The sequence below is a fragment of the Geodermatophilus sp. SYSU D00815 genome (genome assembly GCF_054050035.1).
Map to the genome: position 1 here is coordinate 72,412 of NZ_JBJGYO010000002.1, position 20,242 is coordinate 92,653.

The 20,242-nt window shown below is 74.6% G+C and carries 21 protein-coding genes; 9 read left to right on the plus strand and 12 right to left on the minus strand.

Features of this window, described 5'->3' with window-relative positions; translation table 11 throughout:
- Positions 1-4: 4 nt before the first annotated feature.
- Together ACI78S_RS02960 and ACI78S_RS02965 are read right to left on the minus strand one after the other, a co-directional pair.
- Positions 5-484, minus strand: coding sequence for a helix-turn-helix transcriptional regulator (locus ACI78S_RS02960; RefSeq protein ID WP_456970706.1), 480 nt, complete (start codon positions 482-484; stop codon positions 5-7).
- A gap of 10 nt (positions 485-494) precedes the next feature.
- Positions 495-986 (minus strand): hypothetical protein, encoded by a 492-nt coding sequence (locus ACI78S_RS02965; protein WP_456970707.1) that lies wholly within the window; start codon positions 984-986, stop codon positions 495-497.
- A gap of 368 nt (positions 987-1,354) precedes the next feature.
- Here ACI78S_RS02965 and ACI78S_RS02970 point away from each other — a divergent pair, with 368 nt between their 5' ends.
- Both ACI78S_RS02970 and ACI78S_RS02975 read left to right on the plus strand, forming a co-directional pair.
- Positions 1,355-1,567: a hypothetical protein gene (locus ACI78S_RS02970; protein WP_456970708.1), complete on the plus strand. Its 213-nt coding sequence runs from the start codon at positions 1,355-1,357 to the stop codon at positions 1,565-1,567.
- Positions 1,568-1,777: 210 nt separating this feature from the next.
- The gene (locus ACI78S_RS02975) at positions 1,778-3,856 is read left to right on the plus strand and encodes a transglycosylase domain-containing protein (protein WP_456970709.1); all 2,079 of its coding nucleotides are present in this window, start codon (positions 1,778-1,780) and stop codon (positions 3,854-3,856) included.
- A 4-nt stretch (positions 3,857-3,860) separates the two neighbouring features.
- Here ACI78S_RS02975 and mftG read toward each other — a convergent pair whose 3' ends face one another.
- Entirely contained in the window at positions 3,861-5,318 is a 1,458-nt protein-coding gene (mftG, locus tag ACI78S_RS02980) for a mycofactocin dehydrogenase MftG (RefSeq protein ID WP_456970710.1), read from the minus strand.
- Positions 5,319-5,394: 76 nt separating this feature from the next.
- Positions 5,395-6,264, minus strand: coding sequence for an MBL fold metallo-hydrolase (locus ACI78S_RS02985; protein WP_456970711.1), 870 nt, complete (start codon positions 6,262-6,264; stop codon positions 5,395-5,397).
- A gap of 58 nt (positions 6,265-6,322) precedes the next feature.
- On the opposite strand from ACI78S_RS02985, the gene ACI78S_RS02990 reads away from it, so the two are divergent.
- On the plus strand, positions 6,323-6,847 hold the full coding sequence (locus ACI78S_RS02990; protein ID WP_456970712.1) for a hypothetical protein: 525 nt from the start codon (positions 6,323-6,325) through the stop codon (positions 6,845-6,847).
- A 76-nt stretch (positions 6,848-6,923) separates the two neighbouring features.
- Here ACI78S_RS02990 and ACI78S_RS02995 read toward each other — a convergent pair whose 3' ends face one another.
- The 4 genes from ACI78S_RS02995 to ACI78S_RS03010 all read right to left on the minus strand — a co-directional run bounded on the left by ACI78S_RS02995 (position 6,924) and on the right by ACI78S_RS03010 (position 11,184).
- The gene (locus ACI78S_RS02995) at positions 6,924-8,165 is read right to left on the minus strand and encodes a M23 family metallopeptidase (RefSeq protein WP_456970713.1); all 1,242 of its coding nucleotides are present in this window, start codon (positions 8,163-8,165) and stop codon (positions 6,924-6,926) included.
- A gap of 213 nt (positions 8,166-8,378) precedes the next feature.
- Positions 8,379-9,164: an ATP-binding cassette domain-containing protein gene (locus ACI78S_RS03000; RefSeq protein WP_456970714.1), complete on the minus strand. Its 786-nt coding sequence runs from the start codon at positions 9,162-9,164 to the stop codon at positions 8,379-8,381.
- Positions 9,161-10,102 (minus strand): ABC transporter permease, encoded by a 942-nt coding sequence (locus ACI78S_RS03005; protein ID WP_456970715.1) that lies wholly within the window; start codon positions 10,100-10,102, stop codon positions 9,161-9,163. Before ACI78S_RS03005 ends, ACI78S_RS03000 begins: the two co-directional genes overlap by 4 nt.
- A gap of 110 nt (positions 10,103-10,212) precedes the next feature.
- Complete coding sequence (locus ACI78S_RS03010) at positions 10,213-11,184, minus strand: sugar ABC transporter substrate-binding protein (RefSeq protein ID WP_456970716.1); 972 nt, start codon at positions 11,182-11,184, stop codon at positions 10,213-10,215.
- 148 nt (positions 11,185-11,332) lie between these two features.
- Between ACI78S_RS03010 and ACI78S_RS03015 the strand changes: the two genes are divergently transcribed.
- From ACI78S_RS03015 to ACI78S_RS03025, 3 genes are all read left to right on the plus strand, one after another.
- Positions 11,333-12,400: a Glu/Leu/Phe/Val family dehydrogenase gene (locus ACI78S_RS03015; RefSeq protein ID WP_456970717.1), complete on the plus strand. Its 1,068-nt coding sequence runs from the start codon at positions 11,333-11,335 to the stop codon at positions 12,398-12,400.
- 125 nt (positions 12,401-12,525) lie between these two features.
- Positions 12,526-12,975: a response regulator gene (locus ACI78S_RS03020; RefSeq protein WP_456970718.1), complete on the plus strand. Its 450-nt coding sequence runs from the start codon at positions 12,526-12,528 to the stop codon at positions 12,973-12,975.
- A gap of 159 nt (positions 12,976-13,134) precedes the next feature.
- Positions 13,135-13,356, plus strand: coding sequence for a DUF3073 domain-containing protein (locus ACI78S_RS03025; RefSeq protein ID WP_456970719.1), 222 nt, complete (start codon positions 13,135-13,137; stop codon positions 13,354-13,356).
- Positions 13,357-13,459: 103 nt separating this feature from the next.
- Here ACI78S_RS03025 and purM read toward each other — a convergent pair whose 3' ends face one another.
- Both purM and purF read right to left on the minus strand, forming a co-directional pair.
- Complete coding sequence (purM, locus tag ACI78S_RS03030) at positions 13,460-14,503, minus strand: phosphoribosylformylglycinamidine cyclo-ligase (protein WP_456970720.1); 1,044 nt, start codon at positions 14,501-14,503, stop codon at positions 13,460-13,462.
- Positions 14,500-16,041: an amidophosphoribosyltransferase gene (gene purF / locus ACI78S_RS03035; protein WP_456970721.1), complete on the minus strand. Its 1,542-nt coding sequence runs from the start codon at positions 16,039-16,041 to the stop codon at positions 14,500-14,502. Before purF ends, purM begins: the two co-directional genes overlap by 4 nt.
- Before the next feature lie 165 nt (positions 16,042-16,206).
- On the opposite strand from purF, the gene ACI78S_RS03040 reads away from it, so the two are divergent.
- Entirely contained in the window at positions 16,207-16,845 is a 639-nt protein-coding gene (locus ACI78S_RS03040) for a DUF5701 family protein (protein ID WP_456970722.1), read from the plus strand.
- Here ACI78S_RS03040 and ACI78S_RS03045 read toward each other — a convergent pair.
- The gene (locus ACI78S_RS03045) at positions 16,842-17,450 is read right to left on the minus strand and encodes an MBL fold metallo-hydrolase (RefSeq protein WP_456970723.1); all 609 of its coding nucleotides are present in this window, start codon (positions 17,448-17,450) and stop codon (positions 16,842-16,844) included. The genes ACI78S_RS03040 and ACI78S_RS03045 overlap by 4 nt on opposite strands.
- The gene (locus tag ACI78S_RS03050; protein ID WP_456970724.1) at positions 17,450-18,535 is read right to left on the minus strand and encodes an S-(hydroxymethyl)mycothiol dehydrogenase; all 1,086 of its coding nucleotides are present in this window, start codon (positions 18,533-18,535) and stop codon (positions 17,450-17,452) included. Before ACI78S_RS03050 ends, ACI78S_RS03045 begins: the two co-directional genes overlap by 1 nt.
- Before the next feature lie 121 nt (positions 18,536-18,656).
- On the opposite strand from ACI78S_RS03050, the gene ACI78S_RS03055 reads away from it, so the two are divergent.
- Positions 18,657-20,081, plus strand: coding sequence for an OFA family MFS transporter (locus ACI78S_RS03055; RefSeq protein ID WP_456970725.1), 1,425 nt, complete (start codon positions 18,657-18,659; stop codon positions 20,079-20,081).
- A complete protein-coding gene (locus ACI78S_RS03060) occupies positions 20,078-20,230 on the plus strand; it encodes an MFS transporter small subunit (RefSeq protein ID WP_456970726.1) in 153 nt (50 codons plus the stop codon). Before ACI78S_RS03055 ends, ACI78S_RS03060 begins: the two co-directional genes overlap by 4 nt.
- Positions 20,231-20,242 lie beyond the last annotated feature (12 nt).

Here is a 20,242-nt window from a genome sequence, read left to right on the forward strand (position 1 = left end):
AACGCTAGGACCGGGCGCCGGTCCGGGGCTTCTCCGAGATTGCGCGCTTCGCCGGCGCGGCCCCGCTGACCCCGCCGGGATCGAGGACTCCCGCCATGAACAGCCAGCACCCGGGCACGTGCGGGCCGCCGCGCGCCGCCCAGCGGTCGCGGTACGCGGTCGGGCTCTCCCCGACCAGCTGCCGGAAGCGGGCCGAGAACGAGCCCAGGCTGGCGAAGCCGACGACCGTGCAGACCTCGGTGACCGTGAGGTTGGCGTGCCGCAGCAGGTCCTGCGCCCGCTCGATCCGCCGGCGGGTCAGGTACCGCATCGGCGTCTCGCCGTACGTCGCCTCGAAGCAGCGCACCAGGTGGAACTTCGAGACGCCCGCCACGCGCGCGAGCGCGTCGAGGTCCAGCGGCTCGGCGAAGCAGCGGTCCATGTGGTCCCGGGCCCGCCGCAGGTGCACCAGCAGGTGCGCCCCGGGCACCCCGCTCGCCGTCACGGGGTCGAGGTTAGGACGGCGGTGGCGCGTCGCGGCCGGCGCGGGCCGCGGAGTAGGCCGGCGCCCGGAAACGCGCCATCGGCCCGTCGGGGACCAGCCCGTGCGGCGGGTTGCGGACGGCGTCGAAGCGCACGTCCGGGTCGAGCGGCGCGCGCGGCTCCTCGAGGACCAGCCGGCCGAACGGGCGCCAGGGCCCCTGCCGGCGCGCCGCGGCCAGGGTGAAGCGGCGGCTGCCACCGTCGGGCAGGGCGGCCAGGCGCAGGGTCCCGGCGTCGGAGCGGTAACCCATGATCGAGGTGTAGGTGGTGGCCGCGTCCCGCCGGAGGACGGGCACCTGCCGCAGCAGCGGCGCGGTCGCCGTGCTGCTCAGCAGCAGGTCGACCGGGCCGTCGGGGATCCGGACGGCGAGGCCGAAGAGGTCCGGCAGCGGCGGCGGCAGCCCCGCGCCGCGGGAGAGCCGGACGACGACGCGGTCGCGGGCCGGGTCGTCGAGCCACGGCACCCCGAAAGGCTCCGTGCCCGTCCCCCGCTCGAGCTCGCCGTCGAACACCACCCCCCGCGGGTGCATGGGCTTGCCCTGCCGCCACCGCGCGAGGGCCCCCAGCGGCACTCCGACCAGCCGTCCGGCCGTGTCCGCGGGATCCGCCCCCCGCCGTCGTCCCGATGCCACGACCTCGCCATACCCGCTCCGCGCCGGTCGAACGGGCGGGTCCGGCGCGCGGTCCGCGGCCGTGAGCGGAGGCTGCCGAGAGGTCGACCCGGCCGCGTGGCGTCAACCGGCGAACCCTGCGCAAGCCGGGGCCGATCTTCGGAGAGATCTGCCCACCGCCGCCCGGTGACACGGAACGGTCCCACGCTTACGTTGAGTACATGCTCTCGACGCTTCTGGTCATCGGTGGAGTGCTCGTCGGGCTGCTGGTGCTGCTCACCGTCATCGTCGGCCTGAGCGCCCGCCCGTCCCCGCGGCGGGGGAGCACGATGGCCACGCGCACCCCCTCCTGGGTCGTCGACGCCGGCAAGCCGCACCCCGACGCGTGGGCGCCCCTGTCGAACACCAGCACCGAGATCCGCGCGATCCGGTGACCCCCTGAGCCCGGCGTCCCGGCGGCTGCGAGGAGCGCGCCGCCGGGACGGTCCGGAGGCCGGGTCACGCTGCGGTTGCGTGGCACGCAACCGACTTTCGCCACCGGCGACTCTGCGTCATGATTCCGGCAACGCCGGGTCCGGAACCCTCCGGGCCCTCAGGGCTTGCGCCGGGTCCCCGCGGGGCGCCCGGGGGAAGCGGGGTCGACCGTGGCCGGACGGAAGCACCCCAAGCTGCGGGCGTTCGCCCTGCTGTTCGTCGCCCTCCCCCTCGCCGGCGCGCTGACCGCCGCCGTCCTCACCCCGTGGGTGGTCGGGCCGGGTCTGGTCGCGAGCAACTCCGCGAACCTGCTCAGCCCGTTGCCGTCGGCGCTCGGCGACGCGACACCGGCCGGCAACTCCGTCGTCCTGGCCGCCGACGGCTCGGTGATCACGTACTTCTACCGGAACAACCGGACCCCGGTGCCCTCGGAGCAGATCGCGCCGGTGGTCAAGCAGGCCCTCGTCGACATCGAGGACGCCCGGTTCTACGAGCACAACGGCCTCGACGTCGAGGGGACGCTGCGGGCGCTGACGTCCAACCTGCTCGCCGGCGCCGTCCTGGAGGGCGGGTCGACGATCACCCAGCAGCTGGTCAAGCAGACCCTGGTGCAGGTCGCCGAGACCCCCGAGGAGCGGCAGGCCGCCGTCGAGCAGAGCGTGGGCCGCAAGCTGCGCGAGGCGCGGCTGGCCCTCGCCCTCGAGGAGCAGTACTCCAAGGACGAGATCCTCACCCGGTACCTCAACCTCGTGTACTTCGGGCAGGGCGCCTACGGCATCCAGGCCGCGGCCCAGCGCTACTTCTCGGTCAACGCCGCCGACCTCGACGTCCTCCAGGCGGCCACGCTGGCCGGCCTGGTGCAGACGCCCACGGCCGACAACCCGATCGACGACCCCGAGCGGACGTTCACCCGCCGCAACCAGGTGCTCGACCGCATGCACGCCCTCGGCCACCTCTCCGACGACGAGCACGCCACGCTGGTGGCCACCCCCGTCACCGTCAACCCGAGCCCGCCGCCGCCCAACGGGTGCGTCGCCGCGGCGCTCGGCGGCTTCTTCTGCGACTTCCTGCAAAGCCACCTGACCGGGACGCTGGGCATCCCGCAGACGGTCCTGGAGAACGCCGGGCTGACCATCCGGACGACGCTGCGCCCGGACCTGCAGCGCGCCGGGGACGAGGCGGTGCTGCGGACGCTGCCCATGGGCGACCCGCTGGCCGCGATCTTCACCTCGGTCGAGCCGGGGACCGGCCGCGTGCAGGCGATGAGCGTCAACCGGGTCTTCGGCTACGACGTGAACGACCCGGCGCAGGAGTCGGTGAACCTCAACGTCGCGGCCAGCCAGGGCGCCGGGTCGACCTACAAGACCTTCGTCGCCGCCGCCGCGCTCGAGCGCGGCATCCCGCCCTGGCACGTGATCACGACCAGCAACCCGTACGTGTCCGCGGTGTACAAGAACGGCCGCGACCCCTACACCGTCGAGAACGTCGGCAACTACCCGCCGACGCTGACCATGACCGAGGCGCTCATCCGCTCCTCCAACACCTACTTCGTCGCCCTGGAGGACCAGCTCGGCAGCGTCGAGGGCCCGGTCCGGGTCGCCCAGCGCATGGGGCTGTTCTCGCTCGACCCGGTGGCCGACCAGGTCATCGCCGAGAACCGCGGCTCGTTCACCCTCGGCCCCGAGGCGACCAGCCCGCTCGCGCTGGCCAGCGCCTACTCGACGCTGGCGGCCGGCGGCACCCGGTGCGACCCGACGCCGGTCACCGAGATCCTCGACGCCACCGGGCAGCCGTTCCGGCTGAGCGCGGACGCCGCGCCGGTCGACACCGGCAACCGCTGCACGCCCGCCGCGATCCCGCCGGAGGTCGCGACGACCCTCAACGCGATCCTCGTCGGCGACACCGCCCTGCCGTACGGCACCGGCGTCCGTGCCCGCATCCCCGGCCACGACGTCGCCGGCAAGACCGGCACCAGCCAGAACCGGTTCTCCATCGCCTTCGTCGGCTACACGCCGCGTTACGCGGCCAGCGTCATGGTGCTCAACCCCAAGCAGAACCAGGACGTCGGCTCCTTCGGCGGCGGCCGCGGGGCCCAGGTCTGGCACGACGCGATGCTGCCGGTCCTCTCCGCCGAACCGGCGACGCCGTTCCCGCCGCCGGGCATCCCGCTGGCCCCGCCGCAGCCGCAACCGGGCCCGCCCCAGTCCCGCCCCGGCCCGCCGGCCGGGTTCGGTGGCCCCGGCGGCTGACGCCTCACCCCGGGAACAGCTCCGCCGCCCGCTCCCCCACCATCACCGCGGTCGCCGCCGGCCCGCGGGAGGGCACCCGCGGCAGCACCGACGTGTCGACCACCCGCAGACCCTCCACGCCGCGCACCCGCAGGGACTGGTCCACCACCGCGCCGGGGTCGCCGTCCGGGCCCATCCGGGCGGTGCCGCACAGGTGCACCGCCGTGCCCAGCGACGCCCGGATCCACCGGTCGAGCGCGGCGTCGTCGGCCAGGACGGCGTCGTCGGGGCCGGTGCGGGCGGCCACGAGCGGCGCGACCGCGGGCGCCCGCAGCAGCGCGTCGGCCAGCCGCACGCCCTCGCGCAGCCGGCGCCGGTCGGCCTCCTCGGTGAGGTAGCTCTGCTCGAGGACCGGGTCGGCCGCCGGGTCGCGCGGGTCCAGCCGCAGCCGGCCGCGTCCCTCCGGGCGCTGCAGCGCGACCCGGACGACGAGGTCGGGGCGGGCCGGGTCCAGCCCCGCGGCCGCGAACGAGGCCAGCCACGGCTGCAGCTCCAGGTCCCCGGTGTTCAGCGCGCTGTGCAGGGGTGGCGCCGGCGGCGCCGGGCGCGCCGGGCGCCACGGCAGGTAGACGTCGGGGTGGTCGGTGGCGCACGCGCCGACGCCGGGGAGGTCGACGACGACGGGGATGCCCGCCCGGCGCAGGTCGTCGGCCGGCCCGATGCCCGACAGCAGGAGCAGGTGCGGGGAGAACACCGCGCCGGCGCTGAGCACCACCTCGGCGGCCCGCACGACCCCGGCGTCGGTCTGCACGCCCACCGCCCGGCCGCGCTCGACCAGCACGCGGCGCACCGCCACCCCGGCGCGCACGGGCAGCCGGGGGCGGCGCGGGGCGAGGTAGGCCAGCGCCGTGCTCACCCGGACGCCGTCGGCCACGTTCCTCGGGATCGGCCCGTACCCCGCGACGCCGTCGGCGTTCTTGTCGGGCTCGCCGGGGAACCCGAGCTCCTCCGCGGCGGCGGCGAACGCCTCGGCGAGCGGCGCGGGCGGCGGCCGGCGCACCGGGACCGGCCCGTCGGCGCCGTGGCCCGGGAGGTGGCCGAAGTCGGCGTCGGCCTCCAGGCGGCGGAAGGCGGGCAGCACCGCGTCGGCCGACCACAGGTCGTTGCCCGCCGCGGCGTAGCCGTCGAAGTCGGCGCGGGTCCCCCGCACGAAGTAGCCGCCGTTGACCGCGCTGGACCCGCCCACGACCTGCCCGCGCGGCACCGCGACGGTGCGCCCCGGGGTGAGGACGGCGGCGATCCGGCGGTTGGCCGGGTGGCCTGGGGCCGCGGCGCGCAGCGTGGCGGCGTCCCGCACGTCGGCGGCGTCGGCCGGGCCGGCCTCGAGCAGCAGCACCCGCCGGCCGGCGTCGGCCAGCCGGGCGGCCAGCGGGCAGCCGGCGGACCCGGCGCCCACGACCACGACGTCGAACTCGCCGGTCACAGCCCGGGCCGCCCGGCCGGGGCCGGATCCGCCGCGCGCCGCTGGCCGTGCGGGCTCGGCGCCGCCGTCACGACGGTCATGCCAGCCGGACGGCCCCGTCGCCGGCGCCCTCGACCCGCCCCTCCGCGCGCAGCTTGGCCAGCGCGGCCCGCGTCGACTGGGCCGCCGCCGGCCAGACCTCGCGGGGGACGGCGGCGTAGATGACCTCCACCAGCTGGTCGACCGTGCGCGGGCCCCCGGCGAGCGCGTCGAGGACCTGCGCCTCCCGGAAGCGCCGGTGGGCGAGGTAGTAGTCCAGGACGGCGCCGGGGTCCTCGGTCAGCTCCGGGCCGTGCCCGCAGTACAGGGCGCTCGGCCCGAGGTCGTGCACCCGCCGCAGGGACTCCAGGTACGCGACGACGTCGCCCTCGGGATGGGTCACGACCGACGTGCCGCGGCCGAGCACGTGGTCGCCCACCAGGACGGCGCCCGACTCCAGCCGGAAGGCCAGGTGGTCGGCGGTGTGCCCCGGCGTGGGGACGACGCCGATCGTGGTGCCGGCCAACGCCAGCCGCTCCCCCGGCGCCAGCACCCGGCCGGCCGGTCCGGCGACGGCGGGGCTGGCGGCCGCGACCCGGGCCCCGAAGCGGCTGCCCCAGGGCAGCGCCGCCTCGGCGTGGTCGCCGTGGTGGTGGGTGACCAGGACGGCGACGCAGCGGGCGTCGCGCGCGGCCAGCGCCCGCTCCACCGCCGCCAGGTGCGCCGCGTCGTCCGGCCCGGGGTCGACCAGGACCGCCTGCCCGCTGCCCGGGGCGCCGACCAGGTAGGTGTTGGTGCCGTCGAGGGTCATGCCCGACGGGTTGGGCGCGAGCACGCGGGTGACCAGCGGCTCGAGGTCCGCCGTGCGGGGCATCGCCCCCGGGGCGGGGAGGGCCCACGAGGCGCGTGGGTCGGGCGGGGGTTCCACGGGCCGCACGCTAGCCGTGCCTGCCCTCGCGCGTCCGGCCGGCGGCTAGCCTGCCCGCATGCGCCGAACCCTGACCCTGTGCCGGACCACGCTGGCCGGTGCGGCCGCCTTCGTGCTGCTGACCGCCTGCGGCGGCGGCGACAGCGGGGAGACCTCCGCCTCCTCGAGCTCCGCGGAGACCACCAGCTCCAGCGCCGCGGAGTCCAGCAGCGCGGCGCCGGAGGCCGACAGCGAGTTCTGCCAGCAGGCCGGCACCTTCCTCGAGCAGGTGCAGAACGCCGACTTCAACACCGAGGACCCGACCGCGATCGGCGACCTGCTCACCCAGGCGGCCGGCCAGATGCGCGCCATCGAGGCCCCCGGCGAGATCGCCGCCGACTGGACCGCCCTGGCCGGGGCCATCGAGCAGCTCGGCACCGCCTACAACTCCACCGACTTCAACAACCCCGAGCAGGCGGCCGCCTTCTCCCAGACCGCCGCGCAGCTGGAGAGCCAGCTCACCACGGCGTCGACGAACGTGGAGACCTACCTGTCCGACCAGTGCGGCATCACGTCCGACGACACCGCCGCGCCCACCAGCTGACGCGTCGTCCGGACGACGACCGCGGCCCGCTCCCTCCCCCGAGGGGCGGGCCGCCGCCGTCCCGGGGCCGGCACCCCTAGCAGCCGCTGATCGCGACGCCGCGGGCCCGCAGCCAGGGGGCCGGGTTCACCGCCCCGCTGTACATCGCCCCGCTGGGGTGGACCTCGAAGTGCAGGTGCGGGCCGGTGGACTGGCCCCGGTTGCCGACCTCGGCGATCTGCTCGCCGGCGCTGACCCGCTCGCCGGCCGAGACGAAGTAGCGGTTGACGTGGCCGTAGACGGTCACGGCGCCGTCGTCGCCCAGGATGTAGACCGCCAGGCCGAAGCCGGTGGCGCTGCCTGCCCGCTTCACCACCCCGGAGGTGGCGGCGTAGATCGGGGTGCCGATCGGGGCCGCGATGTCCATGCCGTTGTGCTGGGTGCCCCACCGTGCGCCGAAGCAGCTGGAGGTCCGCCCGGCCGCGGGCAGGGCGTAGTCCGAGTCGCTCGGCGTCTGGTTGGCCGCGTGCGCGGCGGCCTGCTGCTGGGCGGCGCGGGCCGCGGCCTCCTCCGCCGCCTTCTGCGCGACCCACTGGTCGTAGGCGTTGCGGGCGCCCTGCAGCTCCAGCAGGTGGATCTGCGCGGCCTGCAGCTGGGTCTCCAGCGCCGCCTTCTGCGCGGCGATCTGGTCGTAGGCGGACTGCTGCGCGGCGAGCTGGGAGTCGGCCGCGGCCTTGGCCGACTCCGCCTGCTGCTCGGCCGCGGCCACCTGGTCGCGGGTGGCGCGGGCGGCGGAGTCGGCGTTGGCCTGCTGGATCCGCGCGGCCTGGAGCAGGTCGAGCGCGTCGAGCTGGTTGTCGGCGACCCACTCCAGCATCGCCGCGCGCTGGATGAGCTCGGCGGGGCCCTCGGCGTCGAGCAGGGCCTGGGCGGTGGTCAGCGTGTGGCCGTCGATGTAGCTGTCGCGGGAGAAGTCGGCGATCCGCGCCTCCGCGGCCGTGACCGCCGCCTCGGCCGCCTGCAGCTCGGCGGCGGTCCGCTCGGCCTCCGCCTGCGCGATCTGGAGGGCCTCCACCGCCGCCTCGTACGCCGCGCCGGCGGCCTCGGCCTGCACCGCGTAGCGCTCGAGCTCGCCCTCGGCCGCGGCCACCTCGGCCGCGATCCGGCCCACCTCCGCGGCCGCCGCCTGCTGCTGCGCGGCGGCGTCGCTGATCTGGCTGTCGGACGGGTTCGGCGGCGGCGCGGGCACGGCGACCGCCGTCCCTGCCGTCGCGACGACGACCGCGCCGGTCATCGCGCCGACCAGCGCGGTCCGGAGCGCACCGAGGCGCTGCAGCATGGCAAGGCTCCCTGGGGAAGAGGGAAGTGAGCACCGAGACGATCCCGTGATGACTGCGCGTCGCATGTGCAACACGCGGCGCGTGGGACGCGCTGGCGCTCAACCGTTACGGGAGCCATCGGCAGATAACGAATCGTGCTTGAGCGACAACTCGACGGGCTTCCGGTACAGAAAGCCCGGTCCGTCGGGGGGCTTTCCGTACCGAAAGCCCGGTCAGCCGTGGGTGGGGCGCTCCAGCTCGTGCGCCAGCTCCTCCAGCTCCGCCCCGCCGGCCATGAGGCGGGTGACCTCCTCCTGCGTGATCTCGCCCTTGGCGAAGTCGCCCAGGCTGCGCCCCCGACCGAGCAGCAGGAAGCGGTCGCCCACCGGGAAGGCGTGGTGCGGGTTGTGGGTGATGAAGACGACGCCCACGCCGCGGTCGCGGGCCTGCGCGATGTAGCGCAGCACCACCCCGGCCTGGCGGACGCCGAGGGCCGACGTCGGCTCGTCGAGGATCAGCACCCGCGCGCCGAAGTGGACCGCCCGGGCGATCGCGACCGACTGCCGCTCCCCGCCGGAGAGCGTGCCGACCGGCTGGTCGGGGTCGCGGATGTCGATGCCCATGTCGCCGAGCGCGCGGCGGGTCACCCGGCGCGCCTCGGCCGAGTCGAAGCGCCGGAACGGCCCGCGGCCGCGGGTGGGCTCCCGGCCGAGGAAGAAGTTCCGCCACACGGCCATCAGCGGGATCATCGCCAGGTCCTGGTAGACGGTGGCGATGCCGGCGTCGAGCGCCTCGCGCGGGGCGTCCCACGCGACCGGCGTCCCGTCGAGCAGCACCTCGCCCGAGTCGGGCCGGTGCACGCCCGAGAGTATCTTGATCAGCGTCGACTTGCCGGCGCCGTTGTCGCCGAGGACGCAGGTCACCTCGCCGGCCCGCACGCTGGTGCTGATGCCGTCGAGGGCGATGACGTTGCCGAAGCGCTTGCCGACGTCGCGCAGCTCGAGGAGGGGCGCGGTCACCGGCGGGCCGCCTCGGCGTAGCGGCGCACCAGCCGGTTGGCCAGGACGGCGAGCAGCAGCATCGCGCCCAGGAAGAAGTAGAACCAGTCGGCGTCCCAGTCGAGGTAGACGATGCCCAGCTGGGTCATGCCGAAGATGAGCGCGCCCAGCGAGGCGCCGATCGCCGAGCCGAAGCCACCGGTGAGCAGGCAGCCCCCGATCACGGCGGCGACGATGTAGATCAGCTCGTTGCCGATGCCGGTGTTGGCCTGCACCGAGGTGAGCCGGACGGCGAGCGTCGTGCCGACGAACCAGGCGGCGAACGCCGTCGTCATGAACAGCGTGATCGTGGTGCGGCGCGCGGGGACGCCGACGTTGCGGGCGGCCACCTCGTCGCCGCCGGTGGCGAACACCCAGTTGCCGAACCGGGTGCGCAGCAGCACCCAGGTGGCCAGCGCGGTGAAGAGCAGCCACCACAGGATCGCGATGCGGAACTCCGAGCCGACGAAGGTCACCGTCGAGGCGAACACCTTCTCCGCCGACCCGTAGCCCGGCGCGGACGCGATGCCCGACGCCGTCACCGTGCCGGTGAAGAACTTGGTCAGGCCCAGGTTCAGGCCCTGGAGCATCAGGAAGCTGCCCAGCGTGATGATGAAGCTGGGCAGCCCGGTGCGGGTCACCAGCCAGCCGTTGAGGAAGCCGATGGCCAGCGCCAGCACCAGCGCTACGGCGACGGCCACCCAGATGTTCTGCTCGAGCTCGACGGCGACGATGCCGACGGTCAGCGCCGTCGTGCCGGTCATCACCCCGGCCGAGAGGTCGAAGTGGCCGCCGATCATGAGCAGCGCGACCGCCACCGCCATGATCCCGAGCGTCGAGGCGGGGTCCAGCCAGTTGGCGACGCCGCGGACCGACCGGAACACCGACGACTGCGCGGCGAAGAACGCGAAGACGACCACGGCGCCGATCAGCGCGCCGAGCTCGGGCTTGACGAGCAGCTTGCGCAGCGGGCCGACGGCGGCCAGCCGCTCGTCGACCCGCTCCGCCGCCGGGGCCTCCGCCGCGGTGCTCAGCGGGTGCCCTCCGACGCCAGGTCGGCGATCGCGTCGACGTTCTCCGCGTCCACGATGCCGGGACCGGTGAGCACCGGCTGCCCGCCGCCGACGGTGTTCAGGTTCTCCGCGTAGAGCTTGAGCATCACGATCGGCAGGTAGCCCTGCTCGTACTGCTGCTGGTCGACGGCGAAGGAGATCGAACCCTCCTGGATGCCGCTGATGACGTCCTGGTTGAGGTCGAAGGTGGCCACCGACGCCTGCGACCCGGCGTCGCCGATCGCCGCGACGGCCACGGCCGCCACGGCGGAGTTCAGCGTGAGGACGGCGTCGACGTCGGGGTTGCTCTGCAGCTCCGAGGTGATGGTCGACTGCGCGCTCTGCAGGTCGTTGATGTCCACCTGCAGCGGGACGACCTGCGACCCCAGGCCCTGCGAGGCGCCGTCGCAGCGCTGCTCGAGGCCGATGTTGCCGGCCTCGTGGAGGACGCACAGCACGGTGGTGGCGCCGTCCTGGGCCAGCCGCTGCCCGGCGCCCTGGCCGGCGATGGTCTCGTCCTGGCCGACGTGGCCGATCGCCCCGAACTCCGCGGAGCGGTCCCCGCCGGAGTTGATGGTGACCACCGGGATGCCGGCGTCCACCGCGGCCTGGATCGAGTCCTGCAGCGCGTCGGGGTTGGCCATCGAGACGACGATGCCGTCGACGTCCTGGTTCACCGCCGCGTCGATCAGCTGCGACTGGCGCTGCGGGTCGCCGTCGCTCTGGTAGTCGACGCTGATCCCGAGGTCCTCACCGGCCTGCTCCGCGCCGTTCTGCACGACGTCCCAGAAGGCGTCGCCGGCCGAGCCGTGCGTGACGACGGCGAAGCTCAGGTCGCTCGAGCCGCCGTCGCCCCCGCCGCCGTCGCCCTCGCCCCCGTCGGCCGAGCAGGCGGCGAGCGCCAGCGGCGCGGCCAGGACGAGCGCGAGCAGGCGCTTGCGTCGAGCCATCGTGCGTACCTCCGATCCAGGGGCCGAGGTCGCCTCTGCCGCCGCCCCGGCCGAGAATCATGCCTCCCCGGGCGCCCGCGGGCCGCGTCGACCCGCGTCCGCCGTCCTCCGGTCGGGCGACACGGCGGCCGGGTTCTACGCTCGGTGCGTGGAGGTTCTGGGCTCCGGCCACGAACAGGTGGTGTTCTGCTCCGACCCCGGGTCGGGGCTGCGGGCGATCATCGCGGTGTACTCGACGGCGCTGGGACCGGCGCTCGGGGGGACGCGGTTCTACCCGTACCCGAGCGAGGAGGCCGCGCTCGCCGACGTCCTCGCCCTGTCGACGGCGATGGCCTACAAGAACAGCCTGGCCGGCCTCGACCTCGGCGGCGGCAAGGCGGTGATCATCGGCGACCCGCGCACCGACAAGACCGAGGCGCTGCTGCGGGCCTACGGCCGGTTCGTCGAGGCCCTCGGCGGGCGCTACCTGACCGCCTGCGACGTCGGCACGTACAACGCCGACCTCGACGTGGTCGCCCGCGAGACGCGCTTCGCCCACGGCCGGTCCGAGGCCCACGGCGGTTGCGGCGACTCCTCGGTGCTCACCGCCTACGGCGTCTACCTGGGCATGCGGGCGGCGGCCCAGCACCGCTGGGGCGAGCCGACGCTGGCCGGCCGGACCGTGGCGGTCGCCGGGGTGGGCAAGGTGGGCTCGCACCTCGTCGACCACCTGGTCGAGGACGGCGCCGACGTGCTGGTCACCGACGTCGACCCGGCCGCGGTGGAGCGGGTGCGGGCCCGCCACCCCCAGGTCAAGTCGGTGCCCGACACCGCGACGCTGGTCCGCACCGCGCACGATGTGTACTCGCCCAACGCCCTCGGCGGCGCGCTGGACGAGGAGAGCGTCGGGGTGCTGCCGGCGCAGATCGTCTGCGGCGGCGCGAACAACCAGCTCGCCACCGCGGGGATCGCCGACCGGCTGGTGGAGCGGGGGATTCTCTACGCCCCCGACTACCTGGTCAACGCCGGCGGCGTGATCCAGGTCGAGGACGAGCGGCACGGCTTCTCCTTCGCGCGCGCCCAGGCCAAGACGAGCGGCATCTTCGACGTCGCCCTGCGGGTCTTCCGGACCGCCGACGAGCAGGGCGTCTCCCCCGCCGTCGCCGCCGACCGCCTCGCCGAGGAGCGGATGCGCTCCGTCGGGCGGCTGGCCGCCATCCGCCTGCCGCGGACGTGAAGTAGCTCACAGCGCACGCTGCGCACCCCAGTTCTGGGGGGTGCCGCAACAGGGCGTCAGCGTCCGAGTGCGTGGTGTGATCAGGCGGTGGGTTCCGGCACCGCGGAACCCGAGGGAGGCGCCCGGTGATCACCGTCCTGCTCGTCGACGACCACGCGCTGCTGCGCGACTCGATCGCGAGCCTGCTCGAGGGCACGCCCGGCATCCGGGTGGTCGGGGAGTGCGGCGACGGCGCCGCGGCGGTGGACGCGGCGGCGCGCCTCGAGCCCGACGTCGTCCTCATGGACATCGCCATGCCGGGGATCTCCGGGCTGGAGGCCGCCCGGCGGATCCTCGCCGCCCGCCCCGGCGCCCGTGTGGTGATGCTCACCGGCACGCCGAGCGGTGACACGGTCCGCGTGGCCCGCGACCTCGGCGTCTCCGGCTACCTGCTCAAGGACGACGACCCGGCCGAGCTGCCCGCGCAGGTCAGGGCCGTGGCCGCCGGCGGCGAGGCGTGGAGCGCCGCGGTCGGCCCGCGTCCGGAGCGGTCCGGCTCCGCCGCCACGGCCCCGGAGCTGGCCGCCTGCGCGTGAGCTCGGCCGCACGCTCCTCCCTCCGAGGGGGAGACCCGTGCTCCCGACGCATACGTGTCGTAAGCTCGGTCCAGACACAGTCACTCAGTCGGGGTCGCCAAGCGGGCCAATCCAGCCGCTGGCTGGGCTCCCGTACTCCGTAACGAGGGGGTCGAGCCGATGGGGCGCGGCCGAGCGAAGGCCAAGCAGACTCGCGTGGCCCGTGAGCTCAAGTACAGCTCACCGAACACCGACCTCTCCGCTCTCCAGCGGGAGCTGGCGGGTCAGCCGTCGACGTACCCGGCGCACCGGGCGTCGACGGACGACGACGAGGACGACGAGTACGCCGACCGTTGGGCCACCGAGGACGACGAGGACGACGACTGGGCGGCCAGCCGCTGAAGGTCGGCGTCTGAGCCGCACCGCCCGCACCGCCACGACACCTCGAAGGACCTCGTCCCGATGGGGCGAGGGGCCCTTCGAGGTGTCGTCGTGAGCGCGTGCCTCAGCGGTGGGCGCCGACCAGGTGGGTGCCCTCCGGGCGGCGCTCGACCGTCCCGGCGACCCAGGACGGCACGCCGCGGCCGGTGAGCAGCGCCACCGCGCGGTCGGCCACGTCGGCGGCGACGACGGCGACCATGCCGACGCCGCAGTTGAACGCCCGCTCCGACTCCGTGCGCGGCACGCCGTGCTCCTCGAGCAGCCGCACGGCCGCGGGCAGCGCCCACGTGCCGCGGTCGAGCACGGCCGCCAGGCCGTCGGGGACGACCCGCGCGGTGTTGCCGGCCAGCCCGCCGCCGGTGATGTGCGCGTAGGCGTGCACGCCGTCGACGCCGAGCTCCTCGACCAGCGCCAGGCAGTCGCGGGCGTAGATCCGGGTGGGCTCGAGCAGCACGTCGCCCAGCGGGCGGCCCAGACCGTGCGTCGCGGCGAGGTCCAGGCCGGCGGTGGCCACGACCCGGCGCACCAGCGAGTAGCCGTTGGAGTGGAAGCCGCTGGACGCCATCGCGACGACGGCGTCGCCCGCGCGCACCCGCTCGGGCCCCAGCACGGCGTCGGCCTCGACGACGCCGACGGCGGTCGCGGCCAGGTCGTAGTCGTCGGGCGCCATGAGGTCGCCGTGCTCGGCGGTCTCGCCGCCGACCAGCGCCGCGCCGGCCTGCGTGCAGCCCGCGGCGATGCCGGTGACGATCGCGGCGATCCGCTCGGGGACGACGCGGCCGCAGGCTACGTAGTCCTGCAGGAACAGCGGCTCGGCGCCGCAGGCGACCAGGTCGTCGACGACCATCGCCACCAGGTCGATGCCGACCGTGTCGTGCCGGTCCAGCTGCCGCGCCAGCGCGATCTTGGTGCCCACGCCGTCGGTGGACGACGCCAGCAGGGGCCGCCGGTACTTCTGCGTGTCGAGGGCGAACAGGCCGGCGAAGCCGCCGAGGCCGCCGACGACCTCGGGCCGGTTGGTCTTCTCCACCGCGGCGCGCATCAGCGTCACCGCGCGCTCCCCGGCGTCGATGTCGACCCCGGAGGCGGCGTAGGTGAACTCGGTCATGGACGGGACAGCGCGTCCTCGGCCCCGCCCGGGACCGTGGCGCTGCCGGCCTGCCGCCCGGTCCAGCCGGTGACGGCGGCGCGGCGCTCGATGCCCTCGAGCACGTGCTTGCCCAGCACCTCCGGCTCGCCCAGCGGGATCGGGTACCGGCCGGTGAAGCAGGCCGTGCACAGCCGGTTGACCGGCTGCTCGGTGGCCGCGATCAGGCCCTGCTCGGAGACGTAGGCCAGGGAGTCGGCGTTGATGGAGGCGCGCACGCCGTCGACGTCGAGCCCGTTGGCGATGAGCTCGGCCCGGCTGGCGAAGTCGATGCCGTAGAAGCACGGCCACTTCACCGGCGGCGAGGAGATGCGCACGTGCACCTCCACCGCCCCCGCCTCGCGCAGCATGCGGATCAGCGCGCGCTGGGTGTTGCCGCGCACGATCGAGTCGTCGACCACGACCAGCCGCTTGCCGCGGATGACGTCGCGCAGCGGGTTGAGCTTCAGCCGGATGCCGAGCTGCCGGATGGTCTGCGACGGCTGGATGAACGTGCGCCCGACGTAGGAGTTCTTGACCAGTCCGAGCCCGTAGGGGATGCCGCTGGCCTCCGCGTACCCGACCGCCGCCGGGGTGCCCGACTCCGGCACGGGGATGACCAGGTCGGCGTCGGCCGGGGCCTCCTTGGCCAGCCGGCGGCCGATCTCCACGCGGGTGGCGTGCACCCCGCGGCCGCCGATGGTGGTGTCGGGGCGGGCCAGGTAGACGTACTCGAAGATGCAGCCCTTGGGCTCGGCGGCGGCGAAGTGCTGGCTGCGCAGCCCGTTCTCGTCGATGGCGAGCAGCTCACCGGGCTCGACCTCGCGGACCACCGAGGCGCCGACGATGTCGAGCGCGGCCGTCTCGCTGGCCACCACCCAGCCCCGCTCCAGCCGCCCGAGGACCAGCGGGCGCACGCCCTGCGGGTCGCGGGCGGCGTAGAGGGTGTCCTCGTCCATGAAGGTCAGGCTGAACGCCCCGCGCAGGGTGGGCAGCACCTTCATGGCCGCCTCCTCGATCGACAGATCGGGGTGGGCGGCGATGAGCGAGGTGATCAGGTCGGAGTCGGTGCTCGCGGTGAAGGCACCGGGCACGCCGGCGTCGGCGGCCGTGCTGGCCAGCTCGGCGGTGTTCACCAGGTTGCCGTTGTGGCACAGCGCCAGGCCGGTGCCCGCCTCCGTCGTCCGGAAGGTCGGCTGCGCGTTCTCCCAGGTGGAGGCGCCCGTCGTGGAGTACCGGGTGTGGCCGACGGCGAGGTGGCCGCGGAGGCTGCCCAGCGTCGGCTCGTCGAAGACCTGGCTGACCAGCCCGAGGTCCTTGTAGACGACGACCGAGGCGCCGTCGGAGACCGCGATGCCCGCCGCCTCCTGGCCGCGGTGCTGGAGGGCGTACAGACCGAAGTAGGTCAGCTTGGCGACCTCCTCCCCCGGCGCCCAGACGCCGAAGACGCCGCAGGCGTCCTGGGGTCCGGGGGACTGGGGATCGAGGTCGTGCGTCAGCCGTCCATCACCGCGAGGCACACCACCACGGTACCGGGGCCGCCGACGGTCCCCGAGCGCCGTGCGGTGACCGTGACCACTCCGTCGGCGTGTCCGGCGCCGCGCCGAGCGGCGAGCGGCGCGGAACCCGCCGGCGCGCCGGCGCGTTGACTGCCGGCCGTCCCCGCCGACCTCGGAGGTCCCGCCGTGCCCGCCGCCCCGTTCGAGCTGCCCGCGCCCGTCGTCCAGGCCGACCGGCTCGTCGCCCTGGGCGCGCACGAGCTCGCCGGCGTGTCGGCGGCGGACCTCTGCGCGGCCGCGGAGCGGGTGCGCGAGCCGGGTGCGCTGCTCGTCCTCGCCGCCGCGCCCGTCTCGGCGCTGGCCCCGCTGCTCGAGCGGGCGGGCCGGCCGGGCTTTGTCGTCGAGGACATGACCGACGTCGACGCGTTCGCCCCGATCGACCAGGTGTCGCTGCCGGCCGGCCCGGTCTACCTCGCCGTCGGGCTGGACCGCGGGGACGGGATGGCGAACTGGAGCCCCGACGAGGCCCTGCCGGCGATCACCGCGGCCGGCCGCACCCCGCTGACCCTCTCCGAGGGCGTCCACTGGCTGCTGCAGGTGCCCGAGGCGCTCGACCGCAACCGCTGCTTCATGACGGTCGGCTCGCGGCGGCGCAAGCCGACCGGCGCGCTCGACGCGCGCACCCCCGCGCTGTGGATCAGCAACGGCACCGGTCGCGACGGCCGCGCCCGCCGGGACGCGCCCAAGGTCGGCTGGTGCTGGGCCGGCAACCGGCACACCTGGCTGGGCTTCGCCTCGGCGGCGCGCCGGGTGCCGCTCGGTTAACCGACGTTGCCCAGCTCGGCCGAGATCCGCGTGTCCTCGCCGTGGCCGGTGTGGACGACGGTGTCGCCGTGCAGGGTGAGCAGCTTCGACCGGATCGAGTTCAGGATCGTCGGCTTGTCGCTGAAGCTGCGCCCGGTCGCGCCCGGGCCACCGGAGAACAGGGTGTCGCCGGTGAAGACCGCGCCCAGGTCACCGGCGTACAGGCACGTGCTGCCCGGGGAGTGGCCCGGGGTGTGCAGCACGGTCAGCCGGGTGCCGGCGACGCGGAACGACGTCCCCTCGCCCAGCGCCCCGTCGGGCTGGGTGTCGGGGTGCACCATCTCCCACAGCATGCGGTCGCCCGGGTGCATCCAGATCGGCGCGCCGGTGGCCGCGCGCAGCGCCGGGGCGGCGGTGATGTGGTCGTTGTGCCCGTGGGTGAGCACGATCGCCGTCACCCGCCGGCCGCCGATCGCCTCGACGATCGGGGCAGCGTCGTGCGGGGCGTCGACGACGAGCACCTCCTCGTCGTCGCCGACCAGCCAGACGTTGTTGTCGACGTCGAAGTCCTGCCCGTCGAGGCTGAACACCCCGCTGACGACGGCCTTCTCGATCCGCGCGGCCATCAGAAGACCACGACGGAGCGCAGCACCTCGCCGCGGTGCATCTTCTCGAACGCGGCCTCGACGTCGTCCAGGGCGATGGTCTCGGTGACGAAGTCGTCGAGCGGGAAGCGGCCCTGCAGGTACAGGTCGACCAGCATCGGGAAGTCGCGGCTGGGCAGGCAGTCGCCGTACCAGGAGGACTTGATCGCCCCGCCGCGGCCGAAGACCTCGATCGCCGGCAGCGTGATCTCCATGTCCGGGGTGGGGACGCCGACCATCACCACCCGGCCGGCCAGGTCGCGGGCGTAGAAGGCCTGCTCGAACACCTTGGGGTGGCCGACCGCGTCGATCGCGACGTCGACGCCGAAGCCGCCGGTCAGGCCCTTGATCGCCTCGACGGCGTCGGTCTCCTTGGAGTTCACGGTGTGGGTGGCGCCGAAGCCCCTGGCCCACTCCAGCTTCCGGTCGTCGATGTCGACGGCGATGATCGTGCCCGCGCCGGCCAGCTTGGCCCCGGCGATCGCGGCGTCGCCGACGCCGCCGCAGCCGAACACCGCCACCGTCTCGCCCCGGCGCACGCCGCCGGTGTTCATCGCCGCGCCGACGCCGGCCATCACGCCGCAGCCGAGCAGGCCGGCGGCGGTGGGCGGGGCGGCGGGGTCGACCTTGGTGCACTGGCCGGAGTGGACCAGCGTCTTCTCCACGAACGCGCCGATGCCCAGCGCCGGGGACAGCTCGGTGCCGTCGGCCAGCGTCATCTTCTGCGCGGCGTTGTGGGTGTTGAAGCAGTACTGCAGCTCGCCCTTGAGGCAGGCGCGGCACTGCCCGCAGACCGCCCGCCAGTTGAGCACCACGAAGTCGCCGACGGCCACGTTGGTGACGCCCTCGCCGACCGCCGACACGACGCCGGCGGCCTCGTGGCCGAGCAGGAACGGGAAGTCGTCGTTGATCCCGCCCTCGCGGTAGTGCAGATCGGTGTGGCAGACCCCGCAGGCCTGCACGTCCACGACCGCCTCCCCGGGGCCGGGGTCGGGGACGACGACCGTCTCGATGGTGACCGGTGAACCCTTCGCGCGGGCGACCACGCCCCGAACCTCGTACGGCATACCGCGAGCCTAGGCGGGCCGTTTCCCAGCTCTGCCGGTGCCTGCCGTTTCCGCCGCTGCCCGCCGGGGAACCCACGGCCGGGACCTTCGTCCTGGTCCCCCGGCAGCCGGAGGTCGAACCGTGGCAGTTCCCGCGTTCCTCGCCCGCGAACGCATCGTGGCCAAGCCCGGGTTCAACCGGTGGCTGATCCCGCCCGCGGCGCTCGCCGTGCACCTCTGCATCGGCCAGGCGTACGCGACCAGCGTCTACAAGACGGCCCTGGTGGAGCACTTCGACACCAGCCTGACCGCGATCGGCATCATCTTCTCGATCGCGATCGTGATGCTCGGCCTCTCCGCCGCGGTCTTCGGCACGTGGGTCGACCGCAACGGCCCGCGCGCGGCCATGTTCGTCGCGGCGGTGTGCTGGTCGGTCGGCTTCCTCGTCGGCTCGCTCGGGATCGCCACCTCGCAGCTGTGGCTGGTGTACCTGGGCTACGGCGTCATCGGCGGCATCGGCCTGGGCATCGGCTACATCTCGCCGGTCTCCACGCTGATCAAGTGGTTCCCCGACCGCCCGGGGCTGGCCACCGGCATGGCGATCATGGGCTTCGGCGGCGGCGCGCTGATCGCCTCGCCGCTGTCGCGCCAGCTGATGTCCTGGTACGACCCGTCGTACGACGCCGCCGACCCGACGTCGGTGCCCAACGGCACCGCGGTCGCGCTGCTGTTCCTCACCCTCGGGCTGGCCTACCTGGTCTTCATGCTGTTCGGCGCGCTGATCGTCCGGGTGCCGGCCGACGACTGGAGGCCCGCGGGCTTCGACCCGTCGACGGTGAAGCAGAAGGCGCTGGTCACCACCGAGAACGTGTCGGCGCGCAACGCCCCGAAGACGCCGCAGTTCTGGCTGCTGTGGACCGTGCTGTTCTGCAACGTGACCGCCGGGATCGGCATCCTCGAGCAGGCCGCGCCGATGATCCAGGACTTCTTCCGGCGCGGGGACGGCTCGCTGGTGGCCGCGAGCGCCGCCGCCGGGTTCGTCGGCGTCCTGTCGCTGTTCAACATGGGCGGCCGGTTCGCGTGGTCCACCACGTCGGACTACATCGGCCGCAAGAACATCTACATGCTGTACCTGGGCCTGGGCATGGTCCTCTACTTCGTCCTGGCCACCCTCGGCACGACGGCGACCTGGGTCTTCGTGCTCACGGCCGCCGTGATCATCAGCTTCTACGGCGGCGGGTTCGCCACCATCCCGGCGTACCTGCGCGACCTGTTCGGCATCTACCAGGTCGGCGCCATCCACGGCCGGCTGCTCACCGCGTGGTCGGCCGCCGGTGTCGCCGGGCCGCTGATCGTCAACGGCGTCCTGGACACCCGGGGCACGCCCGGCCAGCTCGTCGCCGGCGACTACCGGCCGGCGCTGTTCATCATGATCGGCCTGCTCGCGGTCGGGTTCGTCGCCAACCTCCTGGTCCGGCCGGTGGCCGACAAGTGGCACGAGCCGAAGGAAGCGGTCGAGGAGTTCACCCACGCGCACCACACCCCGGATCGGAGTGCCGCCCGATGAGCTCGTCCCTCTCCTCCTCCGACGGCCGGCGGCCGGCCACGCACACCCCGGTGGCGCTCATCGTGTTCGCCTGGGTGCTGGTCGGCATCCCGCTGCTCTACGGCCTGGTCCGCACGATCCAGACGGCGTCGGCCCTCTTCACCGGCTGACGGGCCGCCTCC

What these genes read in the sequence shown, in the direction of transcription:
- ACI78S_RS02970 (WP_456970708.1), top strand. Translation starts at nt 1,355, where the DNA reads ATGCTCTCGACGCTTCTGGTCATCGGTGGAGTGCTCGTCGGGCTGCTG.
- ACI78S_RS02990 (WP_456970712.1), top strand. Translation starts at nt 6,323, where the DNA reads ATGCGCCGAACCCTGACCCTGTGCCGGACCACGCTGGCCGGTGCGGCC.
- ACI78S_RS02995 (WP_456970713.1), bottom strand. Translation starts at nt 8,165, where the DNA reads ATGCTGCAGCGCCTCGGTGCGCTCCGGACCGCGCTGGTCGGCGCGATG.
- ACI78S_RS03010 (WP_456970716.1), bottom strand. Translation starts at nt 11,184, where the DNA reads ATGGCTCGACGCAAGCGCCTGCTCGCGCTCGTCCTGGCCGCGCCGCTG.
- ACI78S_RS03025 (WP_456970719.1), top strand. Translation starts at nt 13,135, where the DNA reads ATGGGGCGCGGCCGAGCGAAGGCCAAGCAGACTCGCGTGGCCCGTGAG.
- purM (WP_456970720.1), bottom strand. Translation starts at nt 14,503, where the DNA reads ATGACCGAGTTCACCTACGCCGCCTCCGGGGTCGACATCGACGCCGGG.
- ACI78S_RS03045 (WP_456970723.1), bottom strand. Translation starts at nt 17,450, where the DNA reads ATGGCCGCGCGGATCGAGAAGGCCGTCGTCAGCGGGGTGTTCAGCCTC.
- ACI78S_RS03050 (WP_456970724.1), bottom strand. Translation starts at nt 18,535, where the DNA reads ATGCCGTACGAGGTTCGGGGCGTGGTCGCCCGCGCGAAGGGTTCACCG.
- ACI78S_RS03060 (WP_456970726.1), top strand. Translation starts at nt 20,078, where the DNA reads ATGAGCTCGTCCCTCTCCTCCTCCGACGGCCGGCGGCCGGCCACGCAC.